General features: G+C 35.6%; 18 protein-coding genes and 1 tRNA gene. 9 read left to right on the forward strand and 10 right to left on the reverse strand.

Annotated elements, in window-relative coordinates; genetic code table 11:
* Window positions 1-60 precede the first annotated feature (60 nt).
* A complete protein-coding gene (locus tag KF896_04690; GenBank protein MBX3042997.1) occupies window positions 61-1032 on the reverse strand; it encodes a hypothetical protein in 972 nt (323 codons plus the stop codon).
* Window positions 1033-1165: 133 nt separating this feature from the next.
* On the opposite strand from KF896_04690, the gene KF896_04695 reads away from it, so the two are divergent.
* From KF896_04695 to rpsP, 4 genes are all read left to right on the forward strand, one after another.
* Window positions 1166-1690: a CMP deaminase gene (locus KF896_04695; protein ID MBX3042998.1), complete on the forward strand. Its 525-nt coding sequence runs from the start codon at window positions 1166-1168 to the stop codon at window positions 1688-1690.
* A gap of 28 nt (window positions 1691-1718) precedes the next feature.
* The gene (locus KF896_04700; protein MBX3042999.1) at window positions 1719-2399 is read left to right on the forward strand and encodes a hypothetical protein; all 681 of its coding nucleotides are present in this window, start codon (window positions 1719-1721) and stop codon (window positions 2397-2399) included.
* Window positions 2400-2508: 109 nt separating this feature from the next.
* The gene (gene ffh / locus KF896_04705; protein ID MBX3043000.1) at window positions 2509-3837 is read left to right on the forward strand and encodes a signal recognition particle protein; all 1329 of its coding nucleotides are present in this window, start codon (window positions 2509-2511) and stop codon (window positions 3835-3837) included.
* Window positions 3838-3940: 103 nt separating this feature from the next.
* Window positions 3941-4375, forward strand: coding sequence for a 30S ribosomal protein S16 (rpsP, locus tag KF896_04710; protein ID MBX3043001.1), 435 nt, complete (start codon window positions 3941-3943; stop codon window positions 4373-4375).
* Between the two features lie 67 nt (window positions 4376-4442).
* Here rpsP and KF896_04715 read toward each other — a convergent pair whose 3' ends face one another.
* From KF896_04715 to KF896_04730, 4 genes are read right to left on the reverse strand one after another with little or no spacing between them, the layout of a single operon-like run.
* Window positions 4443-5345: a TIGR01777 family oxidoreductase gene (locus tag KF896_04715; protein ID MBX3043002.1), complete on the reverse strand. Its 903-nt coding sequence runs from the start codon at window positions 5343-5345 to the stop codon at window positions 4443-4445.
* Complete coding sequence (locus KF896_04720) at window positions 5342-6121, reverse strand: gamma-glutamyl-gamma-aminobutyrate hydrolase family protein (protein MBX3043003.1); 780 nt, start codon at window positions 6119-6121, stop codon at window positions 5342-5344. The genes KF896_04715 and KF896_04720 overlap by 4 nt, the downstream gene beginning before the upstream one ends.
* Window positions 6122-6135: 14 nt before the next feature.
* Entirely contained in the window at window positions 6136-6705 is a 570-nt protein-coding gene (locus KF896_04725) for a hypothetical protein (GenBank protein MBX3043004.1), read from the reverse strand.
* Window positions 6706-6710: 5 nt separating this feature from the next.
* On the reverse strand, window positions 6711-7280 hold the full coding sequence (locus tag KF896_04730; GenBank protein MBX3043005.1) for a TIGR00730 family Rossman fold protein: 570 nt from the start codon (window positions 7278-7280) through the stop codon (window positions 6711-6713).
* Window positions 7281-7446: 166 nt separating this feature from the next.
* Between KF896_04730 and KF896_04735 the strand changes: the two genes are divergently transcribed.
* Window positions 7447-7737, forward strand: coding sequence for a hypothetical protein (locus KF896_04735; protein MBX3043006.1), 291 nt, complete (start codon window positions 7447-7449; stop codon window positions 7735-7737).
* Between the two features lie 60 nt (window positions 7738-7797).
* Window positions 7798-7882, forward strand: a tRNA-Leu gene (locus KF896_04740).
* A 140-nt stretch (window positions 7883-8022) separates the two neighbouring features.
* Here the strand turns inward: KF896_04740 and KF896_04745 are convergent.
* From KF896_04745 to KF896_04755, 3 genes are all read right to left on the reverse strand, one after another.
* Window positions 8023-8415 carry a YeeE/YedE family protein gene (locus KF896_04745; protein ID MBX3043007.1) on the reverse strand — a complete coding sequence of 131 codons (393 nt, stop codon included), beginning with the start codon at window positions 8413-8415 and terminating at the stop codon, window positions 8023-8025.
* An 80-nt stretch (window positions 8416-8495) separates the two neighbouring features.
* On the reverse strand, window positions 8496-10658 hold the full coding sequence (locus KF896_04750) for a TonB-dependent receptor (GenBank protein MBX3043008.1): 2163 nt from the start codon (window positions 10656-10658) through the stop codon (window positions 8496-8498).
* Window positions 10659-10816: 158 nt separating this feature from the next.
* Window positions 10817-11347 carry an NYN domain-containing protein gene (locus tag KF896_04755; GenBank protein ID MBX3043009.1) on the reverse strand — a complete coding sequence of 177 codons (531 nt, stop codon included), beginning with the start codon at window positions 11345-11347 and terminating at the stop codon, window positions 10817-10819.
* Between KF896_04755 and KF896_04760 the strand changes: the two genes are divergently transcribed.
* The gene (locus KF896_04760; protein ID MBX3043010.1) at window positions 11338-13302 is read left to right on the forward strand and encodes a hypothetical protein; all 1965 of its coding nucleotides are present in this window, start codon (window positions 11338-11340) and stop codon (window positions 13300-13302) included. The two genes, KF896_04755 and KF896_04760, sit on opposite strands and share 10 nt — an antisense overlap.
* Before the next feature lie 97 nt (window positions 13303-13399).
* On the forward strand, window positions 13400-14401 hold the full coding sequence (locus KF896_04765) for a Gfo/Idh/MocA family oxidoreductase (GenBank protein MBX3043011.1): 1002 nt from the start codon (window positions 13400-13402) through the stop codon (window positions 14399-14401).
* Window positions 14402-14564: 163 nt separating this feature from the next.
* Here KF896_04765 and KF896_04770 read toward each other — a convergent pair whose 3' ends face one another.
* Together KF896_04770 and KF896_04775 are read right to left on the reverse strand one after the other, a co-directional pair.
* Window positions 14565-15119, reverse strand: coding sequence for a hypothetical protein (locus KF896_04770; GenBank protein MBX3043012.1), 555 nt, complete (start codon window positions 15117-15119; stop codon window positions 14565-14567).
* A 40-nt stretch (window positions 15120-15159) separates the two neighbouring features.
* Entirely contained in the window at window positions 15160-18051 is a 2892-nt protein-coding gene (locus KF896_04775) for a S8 family serine peptidase (protein MBX3043013.1), read from the reverse strand.
* 257 nt (window positions 18052-18308) lie between these two features.
* Between KF896_04775 and KF896_04780 the strand changes: the two genes are divergently transcribed.
* Complete coding sequence (locus KF896_04780; GenBank protein ID MBX3043014.1) at window positions 18309-21116, forward strand: hypothetical protein; 2808 nt, start codon at window positions 18309-18311, stop codon at window positions 21114-21116.
* Window positions 21117-21127 lie beyond the last annotated feature (11 nt).

The following is a 21127-nucleotide window of genomic DNA, read 5'->3' on the forward strand; positions in this document are numbered from 1 at the left end:
TTTTATTATAAAATTTAGGATTCTATAGAATTTGACTATTTCATATCTTAAACTACTTATCTAAAATCTATATCCGAAATTTATGAAATATGCTGCATGATTCCATGCATTACGTCCCACAATTCGGACTCTGTAACTAAAATCACCAATATAATGATCTTCAACTACAAATTTAAAGCCGAAACCTGCATCCAGATACTCATCCTGCCAAGGCATTCTTCTAATATCAAAAATATCTTCAATTACATCATGTCCCTTCATATTGACATTCAAGGCACCTTCAATAAGACCGTAAAATCTTGTTCCCGGAACTGTATGCAAAGCAAAGTTTAAATTTCCAATGACACGATCTGTCATATCTTCACCGCGATAGTTATATTTAGCTCCTATCTCAAATGTCAGTTTTTCTGTTGATGTACCAACAATAAATCCCGGAGTAATTTCGAGAGCGCCGTCACTCCAAAACTCCATCGGATCATTTTTGACACCGTCATGAGTTCCTGTTGGGATTCTGATTTCGGCAGAATAACGATTAATATATTTTGAATCAAACAAATTGTATATTGCCGAAAGCCCTATATAATCAATTCTTGTATGGCTGAAATCAGCTCTGAGCCCTCGTGGATAGGATATTAATGTATTTGGGTCAAAATATTCAATATAAATTTCATCAAGAGTGTAATGTGTAATTGGAGCTTTGGCAATAAGTGTCAACTTTTCAGTAGCAAAATACTTGAAATCCAGGTCAAATGTATGCCTTCTCAAATCAAACGTGTATCTTAGGGGAACACCCGGAAAACTCGTTGAATCCGGTAGGTCGGTGATAAGCTTACCATCTTTATCAAAAAATCCGGAATTTGTGTGGTATGAATATGAAAACATAAACTCAAAGTCAGGAACAAAAACTTTCTGTTCTTTAATCTCTTTTTTCTGTCTCGAAGGTACATTATAACCCTGATTTTGGGTCCATAGATTACCTGAAAATATAATCACAATCAAAATTATAAGTATGCTATATTTTGTCAATTTCATAAAATTTTTGAATTATTCAATAAATAATTTACAAATATGATAACAAATTCTGAAATTTCCGAAAAAAGATTTGATTATTTCAAAAAAAAATGCAAAATTATATTTTTTTGATGAACTAATTTGAAAATAGTATATGAAAAATCGTCCTGATTGGGATCAGCTTTATATAACGATGTGTTATTTAATAGGAATGAGGAGCAAAGACCCGGCTACTCATGTAGGCTCTGTCATTGTAGATTCGGATAATGTCTTGGTTTCGACCGGATATAATTCTCTTCCACGTGGAATTGAATCGGATACCGACCAAAAAAGACTTTCACGCGAAGGCGGTGAGAAGTATTTCTGGATTGAACACGCGGAAAGAAATGCCATATATAATGCTGCAAGAAGAGGAACCATTCTCAAAGGCTGTAAGCTATATGTACCTTGGACACCTTGCACAGACTGCGCCCGCGCTATAATTCAAACAGGTATTTCTGATGTAATCATTCACCAAAACGGACAAGATTTCTATGATTTGCATACTAACGGGAAATGGATAGAATCTTATAAGAAAACTCAGACAATGTTCTTGGAAGCAGGTGTGAGAGCCAGATATGTAGATTGCAAAATTGTCAATCCGGAAATATATATGAACGGTCAGTTTTTTGACAATTAATCAATTTGAATCAATGAATACAATTTTTATGTATAAATCAATTCTGATTTCATTTTTACTCTTGGCAGTATCCTGCTCGACAGACCCGCCTGGGCACCGGTTCTATTATTATCCGGTTGAGGAGCTTGCAAATCCCAAAGTTTACTATTATGAAAATGTTCGCGATGAGAATGACGATATTTTCTATGCATTGAAATCATTCAATGATAAAGGAAATAAATATATACATATTGATATTTATAATTCAAATTTAGATATTACTAAAACTGAACGGAATATTATCTCAGGTAAAGGTGCTTTTGCAACTGAACTTTCTGTTATGATTGACTCAATATTAACCCCTTTGAAAGTTTATTCAGATACAGTTTTTCTTTGGGATATGAAAAGTATTAATAAATTCAAACTGGAAGCATCAACGAACAGACCCGAAACCAGAGCACAGTTTGTAATAAAAAAAATCTCAGGTCTAACAGATAATACAGGGAATTTTACTTTCAAAAATGTAAGATATAATACAATTGAAATCGTGCAGGATAATTTTCAGAATGATGGTACCGATAATATTGATTCCGAGAAAATTATTTACAATTATGCTTCCGGACTGGGATTGGTCAGTTTTGAAATAAATAGGACAGGCAGTCCAGGAAAATCCTATATTTTGAAAGAAATTTTAACATTCAATGAGTGGAAAAGAGCTTATAATCCCTGATGAATAAATAAAATATTAGTAAATCCATCAAATATCAAAATATAATTTTGTAAGCCTGATAAAATTCATTATTTTTGTAGTTCTGTAATTTTTACAAAATCAAAAAATTATGTTTGAGAATCTACAAGAAAAACTTGAACTTGCACTGAAGAAATTCAGAGGACAAGCAGTAATAAGCGATGAGAACATCAATGAAGCTATGCGTGAGATACGCAGAGCTTTACTTGAAGCTGATGTTAATATAAATGTAGCTAAAAAGTTAGTTGATGAAGTCTCCAAAAAAGCAGTAGGTCGTGAAGTTCGCGGCAAACTTCTTCCTGAGCAGCTCATAGTAAAAATTGTACATGATGAATTAGTAGAAATCATGGGCAAGAAGATGACAGAGCTAACGTTCTCATCTCAATCGCCTACTGTGGTGCTTGTTGCCGGCTTACAAGGTTCTGGTAAAACTACTTTCTGCGGAAAACTTGCAAAGAGTCTGAAGAAAAAAGGCAAACAGCCACTTCTAGTTGCTTGTGATATTTACAGACCTGCAGCGATATTGCAACTCCAACAGCTTGCCGCTGATGTAAAGGTTCCTGTTTATAAGGAAGATTCTCTTGATGCTGTTCAGATTGCTAAAAATGCAATAGCATACGCCAGAAAATTTGGACGTGATACTGTAATTGTAGATACCGCAGGACGTCTGACTATTGATGAACAGATGATGGCTGAAGTTCGTAATATTTCTGATGCTGTTAAACCTACTGAAACGTTATTTGTCTTAGACTCAATGATTGGTCAGGATGCTGTAAATACTGCTAAAGCATTCCATGATAGTTTGACACTCACAGGTGTTGTACTTACCAAAATGGATGGCGATACACGTGGTGGTGCTGCATTATCAGTTTTGGAAGTAGTCGGAAAACCGATTAAATTCGTAAGTATGGGTGAAAAACTTGACTCTCTCGAACCCTTTCACCCTGAGCGTATTGCTTCACGTATTTTAGGTATGGGTGATGTTCTGACTCTTGTTGAAAAAGCAGAGCAACAATTCGACCAAAAGCAAGCAGAAGCGCTGGAAGAAAAAATCCGAAAAAATCAATTTACTTTTGATGATTTTCTCGAACAGCTAAAAATGATACAAAAAATGGGCTCCATCAAGGATTTATTAGGCATGATTCCCGGAATGGACAAACAAATGAAAAATGTACAGATTGATGATTCTGCTTTTAAAAGAGTTGAAGCAATCATTTACTCAATGACAAAAGAAGAGCGTCGTGCTCCAAAAATTATAAACGGTTCACGCAGAATGAGAATTGCAAAAGGCAGCGGGACAAAAGTTCAGGATGTTAATAAGCTTCTCAAGCAATTTGAAGAAATGCAAAAGATAATGAAAAGTATGGCTCAAGGCAAAAAATCACGATTTATGCCTAAAATACCTGGATTTGGAATGTAATTTAATGAGATTTGGGCATCTGCATCCTCTTCATAGCAGGATATGACTAAAAGATGACAAATTGATATATATTTTTTCTCTATTATTTATAAAGGTTTTTAAAATGGTTAAGTTAAGATTAAGAAGAAAAGGTAGAATTCACCATCCGGTGTATGATATCATCGCAGTTGATTCACGTTCGAGACGTGATGGTGCGTTTCTTGACAAAGTTGGTTTCTATGACCCTAACACTAATCCTAATACTATCAGGATTGACAATGAAAAGGCTTTGCATTGGCTGAATGTCGGTGCACAGCCAACCGATACTGTTGGTTTACTTTTAAGTTATGAAGGCGTTCTGCTTCGCAGACATTTGACTTTCAAAGGTAAAACTCAGGAAGAAATTGAAGCTGAAGTTGAAAAGCATAAAAAAGTAGTAACTGCACGTTACGAAAGACGCAGTAAGCTTCGTAAAGAACGTGTAATAGCCAAAGCGAAAGCAGAGGCTGCCGCTAAAATTAAAGCCGCTGAAGAAGCTGCCGCTCCTTCCGGCGAATAATTTTTTTTACATATTGATTGATTTATTGGTTTTAAAAAGGGTTGATTTTAAATAATCAACCCTTTTATTATACTAATGAGGCAAGAGCTGAATCAAGAATTGAATATTTGTAATTATATCCGGTGGAGATAGCTGATTCAGGCAAGACTTTCTGACTTGAAAGTACTACAGCAGCAGATTCACCAAGTATTAATTTCAAAATAAATTCCGGGACTTTAAATAATGAAGGGCGACTAACAGACTTGCCGAGACTTCCGGCAAAATCGTTCATTGTAACAGGATTCGGAGCTGTAAAATTATAGACTCCAACAACATCTGGATTTTCAATACACCACATAAACATACCACAGATATCATCAATATGTATCCACGATAGCCACTGTTTGCCGCTTCCAATCGGACCACCTACAAAAAACTTGAATGGAGTAATCATCTGCGGATAAGCTCCGCCTTCTTTTGCTAAGACAACTCCAATTCTTGCTTTAACTAAACGAACTAAATCTGAGCATTTATCGGATTCTTTCTCCCAGTCAACACAAACTTTGGCTAAGAATGTGTTCGCAGCAGCAGAGCTCTCGGTTAGAGTCTCCTCTCCCCTGTCTCCGTAAATACCAATTGCAGAAGCTGTGATAAACGACTTAGGCTTTTTCTCAGCTCTATTTATCGCTTCAGTAAGATGTGAAGTTATATTTATTCTGCTGTCGTAAATTTCTTTCTTGTATTCATCTGTCCATCTTTTATCGGCAACACCGGCTCCGGCAAGATTAATGACAGAATAGCTGCCGTTTATTAATCGGGCAGTATAATCAATATCATCTAAATCAAGCTTATCATATCTGATTTTTTCAGTTGAATTATACCTTTTTGGACTTCTTGTTAAAATTACTACTTCATAACCGGAATTAACCAATCTCTCAGTCAAATGCCTTCCTATCATACCGGTTCCACCCGAAATTATCACTTTTTTCATTTTCTCAGTATTTTTAATTTTGAATTCTTTACTTCTGATATAAACTTAATTAAAATAGGTCCGGAGAATCTGCTTTCAATCTCCATCCTCTCTGGATGCCACTGCACGCCGAGAAAAAACGATATGTCGGTATCAATATTTTCAAAAGCTTCAACAATTCCGTCAGCAGTTGTAGCTGTCACAATAAAACCATCTGCAAGTCTGTCAACTGATTGGTGGTGATTAGAATTAACAGTTCCAAAAAGTGACTCAGTTATGCTATGCAGCAGTGAATTTTCTTCAACCGAAATATTATGATATACATCTCCTTCCGATGTTTGATGTGGTATTTCAGACTCAGTATCATCGGGAATATCTATAATAAGAGAACCACCATAAGCAACATTGAAAATCTGAGCACCACGACAAACGCCCAATACCGGCATTTTCAATTCCTCAGCGACGCGAATCAGAGCAAATTCCAAAGTATCACGGTAATTATCAATACTGCAACGAGAGGAATCTTCTTCACGTCCGAAGAAAACAGGATGAACATCAGGACCACCTGTTAAAACGAGTCCATCGCACTGCTTAAGCATCTCAACAGCATCATCAGGAGTTAATCCATATAAGTTTATTATTTCAATTTTTTCATTCTGTGAATTAAGCCATTTACTATATAATTCATAACTTGCAGAGCCTGCTCCTTTAGACAAAGCAATTTTAAGAGCTTCGTCCTTAGAACAAGAGCATATTATAAATGAAAATACTATAAGAAGTATGACCTTATTTTTCAATTCTCAAAGTCCATTTAAAACCATAAATAAGTCAATCGAATAACTGCACCTCTTTGAGTATGGAAACCGGCGCCGACATTTAAATTATCCTGCAACACATACTCTGCACCAACACCGAAACATAAACCTGATTGAGGTTCATTTCTGTAAATATATCTTGAGCCTGTATCAATATTTTTAGCAAGAATACTATCATTTTTTGAATAGAAACCAACCGATGCATTTAAACTTAGTGTCTCGAAAAAGTCGAAGTAAAACATAGCATCAACATTAATCATCATTGACATAAATTTTTCTTCCGTATATCCAACAGGTAATGGTTCATTACGATTTATAGTAACTCCTGGAGGATATTGTAAAGCATAGGTAGGGCTATTATTGAGGATTCCTGTGAGTCCAAGATTTAAACCAAACATCATATATCTGCCACCGGCTCCAATACCAAATCCGTCACTACCAACACTGACATCGGCAAATGCACCTTTGATTGGCATAAAAGGATCCCATTTGTAGTCCTGAGCTACAGAAACCGTTGTTATGCTAAAAACCGATAATATAAGCAGTAGGGCTGTAAACTTTTTCATACTAATCACGCTATATCAAATGGAACAAAACTATTTTTTTCATGTAAAGTTCTGACTGCAGAATCTATATCATCAACAACAGTCCACAGTTCAAAATGTTCTTTACGCATAAATCCCTCGTCTATTGCTTTATTCAGTGCAAAAATTAAAGTATCAAAATAATTATTGATGTTGATAATAATAATCGGTATAATAATTCTCCCTAATCTCTTCCAGGTAACAGCCTCAAAAAGCTCTACAAAAGTACCTGAACCTCCAGGCAGTACAAATATTGAATCAGCCAAATCCATCATCTTTCTTTGCCTCTCGTGCAAGTCTTTTGTAATGATTAGCTTGCTCACTCCGCTATGTCCAAGCTCTAAATCCATAAGAAAATCCGGTATGATTCCAGTCACTTTTCCACCTTTTCTCAAAGCTCCGTCAGCAAGTTTCCCCATCAATCCAACCTTGCCACCACCATAGACAACTTCGTGTCCACTGAGAGCAATCATTTCTCCAAGTTTGGATGCAGATTCTAAATATATTTCATTAATATTGCTGCTTGAAGCGCAATAAACTGTTATTTTTTTTTTCATAGAAAAAATTATTTTGATTTAAATTATTAATTTCGTATTTTTACAAAGGTTATTTAATCATTTTATAAAAAAGCATAAAAACGTTTCTCAAATATATAAAGAAAAATTGTTTTGCAGTTAGATGTATTTAATTTATCCCAATAATTTAATTTAAAGAGTAAAAATTGTGACAAAAAGTCCTGCAAAAAAGAAAATTAAGCAAAATCATATTATCAAGCATCAGAAGTTAGAACCACGCGATTTTGATATTTTAAAATCTTTACGTAATGGTTCACTGGATGTTATAAATATTCATGAAAAATTATCCCAATATTCGGATCAGGAAATATCATTGACTTTGTCCTCGCTCGAAACCAAAAATTATATTAAAAAGATTCGGTTTACTCATCCTTCAGGCGTTCAAACAGTATCATACCAATTGGACTCATTGGGACGGGATTTAATTTACAAGAAATAAGTTTTTTTTGATTATTAAGTTTTTTTTGCTATTTTTGTATTCTTTTTTAAGCCAATAATTGCAGAAGTGGCGGAATTGGCAGACGCGCTGGACTCAAAATCCAGTGGGCTCAACACCCGTGCGGGTTCGACTCCCGCCTTCTGTACTTGAAAAATCAGCATTTAGCTAATTTTTTTTATAGACTCGAAATCCTCAACGGAAACTATACAACATATATCTTAGTGTTTTCCTGTAAGTTAATATGTAAGCACTTTCCGAGTAGTATTATAAATTTTTGAAATCACTTCAAGAATTTTTATAATACAATCTACCTACACTAAGGAATGATACAAATACAAAAATCGCAAATATGTAACTGCTGACTGCAAACTGCAAACCGCCGGAAATTACATGACCGCTTGTGCACCCGCCAGCTAATCTTGCACCAAATAAAAGTAAAAATCCACCAATAAATGACCAAACCACTCTTGAAATATTTGAGTTGTTTTTCATTTTTGACCAATTATCATGAATTAATATGGGTTTAAATTCTTTTCTGATGGCAGAATAAATTATAGCAGACAGGAATGCACCCAACAGAAACCATACTTCAAATTTCCCGGATTTTTGTACTTCTAGAAAATAAGAATTACTTGTATTGCCTGCAAATATATTGGAAGGATACGAATAAATAGATATTGATTTTTAAGAATTATTTAGTAAAAAAAACTCCGGAATACAATTAGTAATCCGGAGTTAAAGTATAATAATTTTCAATTTTATAGATGATAATCTATACCAAATGTTATCAGCCTTGGTATTCCGGCTCTTATTCCCTGAGGTCTTCTTGTAGCTATATAACGCTCGTCAGTAAGATTTTTTACAGATATAAACAAATCTGATTTAGGATTTAATTCATAAGAAATTGTAAAATCAACAAGATAATATTCAGGCATAAGTCCAATTGTACCATCAGAACTTGGAATGAGAGTGTTCAATTCATCGGTAAATTGTTGCCCAACATAAGTAGCATTAAGATTCATTCCAATGCCGAAATTTGTTTTGTACTGAATCATTGATGAAATCGTATATTCCGGCGCATAAGGAAGCCTATTTCCATTAATATTTTGGGGATTATCACCCCCACCAATAAACCTGTCAGAATTAAACTTTGCATCCGTATAAGTGCCATTCAGACTAAAAATAATTGAGTTGTTATGATTTAATGCTCTGCCAATATCAGTCATCAACGAAAATTCTAAACCTCTATGCATTGTGCTGCCACCATTTACCAAACCAAATCCTAAGCCACCGGCAGACTCAGCAACTGGAATAACCTGATTTGAAAAATCCAGCATGTATGCAGTTAATTCAACATAAACATAATTTGATAATGATGAGCGAAGACCAAGTTCGTAGTTCCAGCTTAATTCAGCAGCTAAATCAAGAGCTGCTCCTTGGTTTGTAATAGCATCTTTGGTTCTTGGAGGAGCAAAGCCTCTGTGAGTACCGGCAAATAGTGTAATTCTATCGTTGAAATTATAATTTATACCGAGTCCGGGTATGAACTCTCCAAGTGATTGATTAGCAATAATTGATGTATCCTTACTTGAGATACGGCTTATATCACGTTCATAGTTGAAATGCTCAAATCTTATACCCGGAGTTACAACAAGTTTATCACTGAGATGAATTCTATCTTGAATAAATGCACTCAGAGCGACGCCGGTCCTGATTTCATCATCTACCAAATTACCTGAAGTTGCTCTGAAATTTGTGCCGTTAATTCTTTGTTCAAAGGCTTTTTCAATTAAAAATCTTGCACCAATATTTACTTCGTTTTCAATACCGAACAAATTGACATTCGAAATTAATTGAGGCTGTATCCCGAAAACATCAAAAGCTCTGTCACGATTACCTGTAGAATTACGCATATAAATTGCACCACCTGCAACCGATGTATCTCCAAATATTGTACCGGTTTGATTTGAAGCTGTAGAATTACGTGAGAAATCCTGCCTTCTCCAAAATCTTGAAGTACTGTAAGCAAATACAGATGTATTAAAAACCATAGATTCACTCAGTACAGACTGATAATTCAAACTTGCCGAGTAGCGTCTGATGTTCAATTCATCATTGGGAGCAATAATTTGGAAATAATTTCCTGCGTCATACATATTCTGAGTCAAGCCTACATAAGTAGAGTTAGAAGATTCATCATATACGCCAAGCTTAGCACTTACAGAACTTCTTTCATTAATAGTAAATTTAGCTTTTGCCATAAAATCATAAATATTATAATTTGTGATTCCAATCCTATCAGCTCTTTTATGGTGCATTTCAGCCATAAATCCGGTTGCTCCCTGACTTGCTCCATATCCGACTTTAGCATTCAGTAGTCCGCCGCCTCCGGCAGTAAAATGGAAATCAGTTTCAGGTGCAATTGGAGGATCACTTGTGATGTAATTGAGAACTCCGCCGATAGTTTGAGGGCCATATATAATTGAGCCACTACCTTTCAGAACTTCTATCCCACTCATTCTGTCAATTGAAGGAGTATAATACAATTCAGGCTCCCCATATGGGGCAAGAGCCACAGGAATACCGTCTTCAAGAACAAGTAATGCGCGGCTTCTATCGGGGTCAAGCCCTCGAATACCCATATTCATTCTAAGCCCGGCTCCTTCCTCGTCAACGACATTTATACCTGTCATAGTGCGTAATATTTGATTACCACTTATACTTCTCATTGAGCGTAGTTGCTCCTGATCTATAATTACCGCAGAACCGGGGATATTTCCTAATACTGCACTTCTGTCACTTATTATACTTATACCTGATGTTTCATATTTTTTCAAAGTATCACTTTCCTGTGAAAATGTTTGTTCTGAAAATATAACTAAAGCAAACAATATTAATAAGTATTTTTTAGATCTTATCATTTTAAACCTCGAATATTTTATTTATAACTAAACAATTATTTATTTTATATATTTATCTTATTAGTTATTCAAAAATATTCAAATATTAATTATTAACAAAATAAATTTGATATTTTGTATCATAAATGTGGGTCGTAGAATTCTAAATCTATGTTATACTAATTGAATAAATCTTCCAATTCACCAAAATCAAAATCTTCTTTAAAAAGAGATTTCAACTCATTTATTTCTTTTTTTGAAGCATTACTTGGTTTTTCTTTGTTTTTATTCTTTTTAGTTTGCCGGGAATTTACTATTTTTGATTTATGTGGCTGTGTAATGAGGCTTAAAAAGTTTTCTGAAGTCATTGCATCAGTTGCATTTGCTCTTGCGAAGTTGTAAACTTCAGTATCTGAGCTGACTATAGTTAAATTTGACTTTTGTTTGTAATTACTAATTAGTTCTTTGATTTTCAAATCTGCTATAATATCAATAGAATTAATCAAGCTGATATTCGGACTGTATTTACTTAATTGTCCTGTGACTCCATCAATAACAAGTATCATTTTGTAGGACTTATAAGACAGAAGATAATCCGAAAGCATACTGCAAAAAGCCGATATACCAGCTTCTTTTGACTTGTTTAAAGCAGCTTTCAAATCAGAACTCTTGTTTATAATATTCAGGGCATCAAGTATAAATGTCTTCATTACGGGCTAAAATAATTATGATTATTATCTTCCTGACGATTAGGTCGGTATTTTATGCGCAGGAAGAAATTACAATCGAGAATTTGATTGAGAATATCGGAGAAGAAACTTATTCTGCACCGGATTTAGACATAATAGAATATTACCGCGATAATCCGATGAACCTTAGGAGCGTTTCTGCTGATGAGCTTGCACTGCTGCCCGGAATATCACTTATGAACGCTCAGATTATCCTGAAATTAGTAAAAGATGACCCAAAAATTAAAAATCACAAGATTGCAGATTTAATTGGGCTTAGTCCTGAAGGAGAAATTTTACTTGATATCTGTACTGTCAATCGTGAAGTCAAGGAAGTCAAAACAAGACAGGGATTTAACTCAAGGAGCAGACTTCGTAACCGATTCGAAGATGTCAGAGGCTTTTCTAATGAGCGATATATCGGAAGTAAGGATGATATTTATAACAGATTAATAGCATATTATTCAGATTTTGAAATCTGCGGAATAACAAATAAACACAGCGGGGAGCCGAATCTTAATGAATTTTCCTCCGGATATATAAAATACGATAATGGCAATAGCAGATTAATAGTTGGAGATTATTTCGCTGATTTTGGAATGGGCTCATTACTTTGGCGGCAATTTGCAGGTAGAAAAGGGTCGGAAGTTATTTCACCTGTAATAAATCTTGGCAATGGCATTTCACCATATCGGTCGACATTGGATTTTGCTCATTTTCGGGGAGTTTCGGCTCAGACAATTCAAAATTTAAGCAGCTCATTATCTTTGAGATTCTCGGGTTTTTACTCCGACAGAGATAAATCAGCCACACTTGACGATTTAACAAATGAAATTTCTTCGATGTATCTTTCAGGATATTATCGTACTGAGAATGAAATTAACAAAAAAAATGTCGTGAATGAAGAAGCAATCGGAGCAAATGCAGAAATTAAGTCAAGCTCCGGCTTTACTTTAGGATTTACTGGGCTAAGGCTGAATTACTCTCACATAATCAATTCAAAATCTTCAATTGCGTTCTCAGGCAAGGAGGGGAACTTACTGTCCGGATATTCTACTTTTCAATTTGACAAGAACTTATTAGCTACGGAATTATCCTTTGATGCAAATTCTAATCGTATGCTCAGAGCCGGATATGTTAGAAGCGATATAAATCTTGATTTCGCAATCTCTGCAAGATATATTGACCAAAATTTTCGCTCACCTTATGGTTATCACTTCGGAGAATTTTCATTCCCGGCAAATGAACAAGGGCTTTATGCCGGAATATTCATCAAGCCAAACCGGAATCTTCGAATATCATTCTTTGGTGATATATTTTCATCAATAGGCAGAACATACACTGTTCCCGGAATTGTAAGAGGTCTGGACCTTTTCTCTGAAATAAATTACTCGCCTGAGAGAAAATCCAATTACACTATTAGAATTAGAAGAGATTCCAAATCTGAGGCGTTTACAGTTGATAATTCCAATCGCCAAATCGGGATGGGAATTAAAAATTCAGTTCGAATAGAGCATACACGCGAAATTGTTAAGGAATTAACTTTAAGAATAAGAGCAGAATATACAGACTATAAAGACGAATTCTCAGTACGTGATGGTGATGGCATAATGGCTTTTATGGATCTTAAGTGGAATGCACTGAAAAATCTTAAGTTAGGCGGTAGATATACAGTATTTTCAACAGACAATTTCTCCTCTGCGATTTACCAGTATGAATATACAATGCCCGGAACTATGCGAACCACAGCACTTTTTGGTAGTGGCAGCCGGATTATACTCATTGCTGAATATATGCCTGCAAATTTTATGAAAATTTATGCAAACATATTTTCCACATTCAAAAATGATACTGATTTTCTTGGTACCGGCAATGAAATCATTGATGGCAATATAGACAGCAGAGCTATTATACAAGTCGAATTTTTCCTAAAATAAACATTTTGCAAATATTTCATCAAATCTTTATAATATTATTTCAATTATTACGATATAATAATTTTATTTTAAATACAGCTATTCAGGATAATTAAGCATGAGCACAGTCAATATTGGAGTAATCGGAGCAGGCGAAGTAGCACAAAATTTTCATCTGCCAATACATCATAGATTACCAAATGTGAATCTTTTTGCAATTTACGACCGAAACAAGTCTAAAGCCGGTCTGATTGCAGAAAAATATGGTATTCCGCATGTGTGTAATTCTGTTGAAGAAATGCTACTGCTTGATGGACTGCATGCTGTTGATATTTGTACTTCAACTGATGCCCACGCCGAAACTGCAATTTCTGCCATTGAAGCAGGCAAACATACTTTAATCGAAAAACCCGTAGCAAGAAATTACAAGGAAGCTATCAGCATCAAAGAAGCAGCTGATAAAACTGACCTGAAAGTTATGGTTGCTACTAATCAAAGATTCAGATATGATGCAAAAATGCTGAAAAGCTATGTCCAAAATGGTGACATCGGAAACATTTTCTATGTACAAGGAAGCTGGCTTCAGCAGAAACGCAGTAGTGAATGGAAACAACAAATCGAGAAATCAGGAGGCGGGGTACTGATTGACCTTGGTATATCTTTAATAGATTCACTTATGTGGATTTGTGATTTCCCTGAAATAAAGAGTGTTTCAGCCAATACTTTCTCGCATTTAACAAAGAAAGTTGAGGATGTGTGCGTTGCAAATATAAAGTTCCAAAACGGAAGTATTGCAACTATGGAAATGAGCTGGTCACTTTTCAGTTCAAGAAACAGTTTTGCATTTAACGTTTACGGAAGCAAAGGTGCTGCAAAAATCAATCCTGTAAAACTTTACAAAGTCAGCGGCGATGTTTATCAGCCTGTAACAAACACAGATTTACACTCAAATCTTGAAATTTTCAGGAAATCATTTGAAAGTGAAATCAAGCATTTCATAAATTCAGTTCAGGGCTTCTCACCTGTAGTATCAACTGTTTCAGAAGCTGTAATAATTATGAAAATCATAGATGCAATGTATAAATCTTCAATTTTAGGAACCGAAGTTGAGCTTGATTGATTATTCTTATTTCCGGAATGTCATATCAATGTAAAAACATAGCTTAAGCATTTTTTATAGTTATAAGATAAATCAAATCTATATAAATGAATAATCCTGAGGGCTTTAATCCTTCAGATGTTTTACATATTAATTATCGAAAACAAGTACTTAATTCACTTTTTTAAAATATTCTTTTAAATTTTCTTCCGTCAGGGTATTCGTAAGATAGAAATCCTGATTTTATGCTGTAAGCCATTTTTAGAATATTCAGCCCATCATAGTGAAGCAAATTATTCTGCCAGACATCATCAAAAATATTTCCATCCAAGTCATAGCTTCCTATAGAGTAGGTATGAAAATTATCGCAACTAAAACCATCCAACTCTAGTCTCGAACCTGATGGATTGATATTTATACCAGTACTGTAAACCGAGCTATTTTGTGATTTAGGGAATTTCTCAAAAAATAGGTCGTACATTTCATCTTCGACAAGGTCACAACTAAATTTTTCATGTCTAGGAACTGTATCATGAAACAACGACTGAACCAAAAAATACTCTTCTTCTCCCCCATCAGTTTTAAAAAACAGGGTATCGGTTTTGGAGTAAATCATATAGTCCCTTAAACTATCTTCGATAAAGTTAGTTTTTTTATCTTTTCCACCTAAACAACAGCCTGATATAACGAACAAAACTAATAATAAAAACGGTATCAACAAGTTTTTCATACTTTTCATGACAACCTCAAATCAGTTATAAAAATTTCAAATAATCTTTTTAATCAAGCTTGATTATTTGTTTATATATAACGCTATTATCATAATTATCTTTTAATTCTATATCTCCAAAAGTCTTAAATCCATCCGGAGCAACAAATATCGGATTTGTAGTTGAAAATTTGATTAAATTATCAGTTCCAGGATAAATTTTCATGTTTGGACTATCAAACTTTAGAGAATTACTCTCACTATAGTAATATTTTTCAGTTAGATTGAATATCCATGGTTCAGATTCAAACTTACTATGAGTAAATCCGGCTTCAAATTCAATTCTGTACGTTCCGGCTTTTGCTGCTCTGAAATTAATCTCGGCCGACTTTCTTCCTAACCCGCTGCTGACAATAGATTCGCCCTTTTCATCAAAAATATTAAATGAAATGTCAGTAGATTTGTTGTATTGCTCATCACTCATTTCAACAATAAATTTGCATTGTGAAATCTCGTTACCAATTTTAAATGTTTTTTTAAAAATCGAGCTGCCCGTGTGTTTAATCTCTTTCTCAATCATATAGCCCTCAATACTTCCGGAAAGAGTAGAGTTAATCAATCTACTTCCAAGATTCATTACAGAAAAGCTACCTGACGGCATACTTCCGGCAATATTCTCAAGTTTAGAGATAACCGGTTTATCGCTTTGAAGCATATAGAACTGAACAGAAAGGTCAAAATATGAATCATTTAAAGACTGATAATGAGAAGCCGGTATAATCTCCCAAATACCGTGAGTCATTTTTTCACTTGTGATAATTAACTCAATATCTTTTCGCATACTCTCATCAGTTGAAATGCCGGTTCCACTGTTCCTTCCGTCAGGATTATAAAGATATGCCATAAGTCCGAAATTTTTCCCATCTACGGGGCTTAGAGTTATTTTTGCAGTTGAGGCACCTGTCGGAGTTTCTATAAAAAACCGTTTGATATCACCAATTGATATTTTTTCGCCCTTAATTTTTAGAGAATAATGATTTTCCGAATTGAATTTATAAGGAATAATTATATTTGCCTGCACATCAAAATCAGCATATTTAGAGCCCGGCTCTGACTTCGGATATGCCGAAATTCTCCCACTGTAAAGCCCTGGTTTAGTAATTTTCGAACTATCGAAAATCATCCCGAACGAGCCACCAAGCTCACCTCTGAGATAAATTTCACTTTTATCGGTTTTTAGCCATGGTGAATCACTCACAAGATTATAAATTCTGTAGAAATTGTGTTTAGTTTCAGCCGGAAGTTCCTTATAAAATAATGGTTTTACTGCAACAGTCTGCTTTTCACTGCCGGTTGGGAAATATCCGGATGCCTTCCAGAATGCAGCTGAACCTTTTTTATCAGAATAATAACTATTAGCGGTTTCAATACTGTAATCAGCCGACTTATCAAACTCTCGGCGTTCATTCATTGCCGTGAGATAGTCAAAAGAATTTTGAATATTGATAAGCCCAATGCCCTGGTCAAGATGACTGTATCCAGCAAGTGGTTTGGCTCCGAATTTCAGTGCTTTTTTTAGCATTGCACCTGTAGTCTTAATATTGAAATGATTTGCAGCACTGAATAGAATCGCAGCTGCCCCTGCTGCCTGAGGACATGACATACTTGTACCCCAGAAGGCATCACCACGTTCGAATGCCGGAACAGAAGAAGACGCTCCGCCCGGAGCTATTACATCAGGCTTGCCTGATTCACCACCGCGTGAACTAAAATTGGTAACCCAAGGAGTATTTCTCAGAGAACCATATAAATTTTTGAGAACATCAACCGGTAGCATAGCGCCGACTGATAGAATATTATTAGCACCTGCAGGATTTCCTGTAGAATTTATTCCGGGACCATTGTTGCCATTTGACGTAATTACAATTACATTCTCGTGTTTGAGTGCAAATTCATTTAAATATTTTTCAATTTCGCTTCTGCCGGGTGTTTCTGATCCGATACCATAACTCATAGAGTAAACGCCATACTTGATTCCGGATTCTTTTAAAAAATCTATACCGTATTCATAGGCTTTTTTCATTGCTTCAGTTGTCGTAGCTCCACCTGAGAGTAAATTTGAACCGATTTTGAGAGATACAATAAATGCACCCGGAGCCACACCATTATTGCCTTTTTTATTGTAAATTTCATAACCACAGGCAATACCACCGCAATGAGTTCCGTGAGAACCGTCACAAGTATTAATGACCATTTTATGAGAATCCGAAGCAAGATTTGCTGACATCACAACCAGTGGACGCTTTCCTTTATCACCTGAGTAAAAATTGAAATAATCAAGATTATATTTATAAGTAAATCTCGGGATTTCGTCATCTATTGAACCATTACTGTTTTCATCAACATAGTAAACCCATTGCATCGAGCCGATTTCAGGCTTTACCATCCCTATAAATTCTCTAACGATAGACTCAGTAATTTTAATTTTAAAAGCAATCACTGCAAACTTGTCGTCCTTTCTGCCATTTGAGTTTAAATCACTGACCGGTGAATTCATAAAATGCTTTTTTTCATCAATTACACCATAGAAATATTTCTCATCAAAGGGTTTGAATTTCAATTTATCTGCACCAGAAATCATTATATCGCCAGCCATCAGGACCTGAAGGCTATTATTAGTTTCAAATTCAGCTTCTTTCAAATTCAGCACAAGTTGATTAGAGAAATCCTGCATATCAATGACTTTCGGTTTACTTGTTGAAGTAGAAATCATTCCGGGAATTGACGGGTCAACCGAGTTATCCAAAATGAAAATCACCACTCCCCTGCCGTCGCAATCAGGATTTTGTCTAATAAATTCGTGAGCTCCCATTGATTTTATATCCAAAAAAGGAAATGTATCTTCCTGTCCGATAACTAAGCTCATATTCAACATCAACAACACAAAAATAATTTTGTACATAAATTTTGACCAAATTTTAAAATATAAAATAATTATCTACAAAAGTATTAAAAAATATTCAGATTATCGCAAAATTGTATCATTATATTTTATATAATTTAGTAAAATATTTAAATTACTGGTATCCGAACAAATCTAAAAATTTTAATTATTTAAAGTATATATTAAATATATTTTAGGTAAATCTAATATATATTTGTATTTTTAAGAATTAATTTTTACAAAATATATTTTTATTATTTAAATAGGTATAATTTATGAGAATTATATTTCAAATTTTTTCAATAATGGCAATTCTATTCACAAGCTCATATGCTTTAAGAGCTCAGTATTCCGGTGGCACAGGCACTTCAGGCGACCCGTATCAAATCGCTACAACTGATGACTTAATCGAGCTATCAAACTCCTCTGGAGATTGGGATGATTACTTCATCCAAACAGCAGACATCACTTTTGATGAAAATGAGCAACTTGTTGATTGGGATGGCGACGGCACAGCTGATTGGGATGCCCAAGACCAACTCGGCTTCAGCCCAATTGGTAATGATGTAATTAGTTTCACTGGTGAATACGATGGGCAAGGACATACAATTAGTAATCTCTTTATCAACAGACCTGCACAGGAATATGTTGGTTTATTTAGAAGAACCAATAACTCTACAATTTCAAATATTGGTATCGTAGATTGCAATATCACTGGCTTTTTTGCTGTCGGAAGTTTGGTAGGACGATGTGATTCGAATAGTGAGATTATCAACTGTTATAGTACTGGAACTTTAACAGGAACAAATCTTATCGGAGGTTTGGTAGGTTCAACTTATGATACAGAAATTATTAACTGTTACAGTAATGTTACGGTGACTGGAGAAGATGTTGTCGGAGGTCTGGTAGGTCGTAATGAATGGACAAATTCAAAAATTAATAACAGCTATAGTACCGGTGATGTAAGTGGTGATGATATTGTCGGCGGTTTGGTAGGAGACAATACAAATTTAGCAGAAATCAATAACAGCTATAGTACAGGCAATGTAAATGCTGATTATCAAATCGGAGGTTTGGTAGGTGTGAATTCTACCGACGCTGTAATCAATAACAGCTACAGTACAGGCAGTGTAGATGGCAATGATGCTGTCGGCGGCTTGGTAGGATTCAATACTGCTATAGTTACCAACTCCTTCTGGAATACAGATGTTTACCCTACAAGTGCGGGTGGTACCGGCAAAACCACAGAAGAGATGCAAGACCTAGCTACATTTACAAGTGCAAGCTGGGATTTCGACGCAACTTGGATAATCGGCAATAACTTAAATAACGGTTATCCTGCTCTTTGGGATGGCTTTGAGGCGAGCTACGAACCAACAGATACAGACAACCCAACAGACGGAGTAATTAACATACGCAACATAGCTGAACTCCGCTGGGTTTCTGAAAATAGCAGTTCTTGGGGCGATGACTTCGAAATGGATAACGACATTAATGCCGTTGTTACAGAATACTGGAATGCCGGAGCCGGCTTCAGCCCAATAGGAAATCTTGCAACACCATTCGAAGGTGAGTATGATGGTCAGGGTAATGAAATTAGCAATCTCTACATCAATAGACCTTCTCAAGATGAAATCGGGCTTTTTGGTAGGACAAATGGTTCCACAATATCAAATATTGGAATTGTGGATTGCGATATCTCTGGTGATGAATTTGTCGGTGGCTTAGTGGGATATAATATTAGTAGTTCTGAATTCAACAATAGCTACAGCACTGGAAGTGTGGAAGGTATCAATTATGTCGGTGGCTTGGTGGGACTTAATAATGGAAGTTCTCAAATCAATAACAGCTACAGTACTGGAAGTGTGGAAGGTAATTTCTCGGTTGGTGGTTTGGTGGGATTGAATCAATCAAGTTCTGAAATCAATAACAGCTACAGCACAGGTAGTGTGGTAGGTTCTAATCGTGTCGGCGGATTGGTGGGTTTAAATGGTGGAAGTTCTCAAATCAATAATTGCTATAGCACTGGAAGTGTGGAAGGCACCTCCATTTATGTAGGCGGCTTGGTGGGATTGAATTCTAATAGTTCCCAAATCAATAATAGCTACAGCACCAGTAGCGTTGAAGGTGCTCAATGGGTTGGTGGCTTGGTAGGGTTAAATTATAACTCTTCCGAAATCAATAACAGCTATAGCACCAGTAGTGTGGCAGGCACCAGTAATATCGGAGGCTTGGTGGGAGAGAATAATTTATCAACTGTTAATAACTCTTTCTGGAACATTGATATCTACGCTACAGATAATGGAATTGGTACCGGCAAAACCACAGAGGAAATGAAAACATTAGGTACATTTACCGATGTTATGTGGGATTTTGTGCATATATGGCGTATTAATGCACCAACAAATGATGGTTACCCATACTTCGCAAGACAAGACCCCTGTCAATCTCAAACGTTTGTTGACGTAGCTTTTAATAGTTCTTCGCCCGGCTGGCAAGTAACTCAATTTGATAACCTAAATGATGCTTTAGACTTAGCTTGCGAAGATGCTACTATCAACATCTCAAACTACACTCACACCGGAAATATTGACATGACCGGATATAGTTACATCGTTGATGATGGAGACTTTTTACATGATGGTAATCTCAGCGACGGTCTTATCCAAACAACCGGTACCGGTCGCCTGATTCAGACTGCTGTACAGAATATACCTCGCACCTTCCCGATTACTGATGGTACAAACAACTTTACTGTAACTATTACTCCGACAAGCGGATCAACAAGCGGTGTGCTTGGCGTTAAACTCAATACAGGAAAAGAAGTAGAGGGAACGCTGGTCTCACCTATGACTTTCTGGGATATTTATGGCGAAGAAGACCTTGATGCTACAGTTATCCTAAGAATTGATAAAGCAGCATTGGGCACTACTTCAATTCCTGCAAACGGCATAATCCGTTTCTGGAATGGAAGCCGATATCAGCCAATTCCTACAGAAAGAGTAAGCATTGTTGAGCATGATACTTACTACATAATCACAATCACAAATATGAATTATTTCAATAATCCAATAATTGACTAAGCATAAGGAGA

The sequence above is a fragment of the Ignavibacteriota bacterium genome (assembly GCA_019637995.1).
In the GTDB taxonomy this organism is placed as follows: Bacteria; Bacteroidota; Ignavibacteria; order Kapaibacteriales; family UBA2268; genus JANJTB01.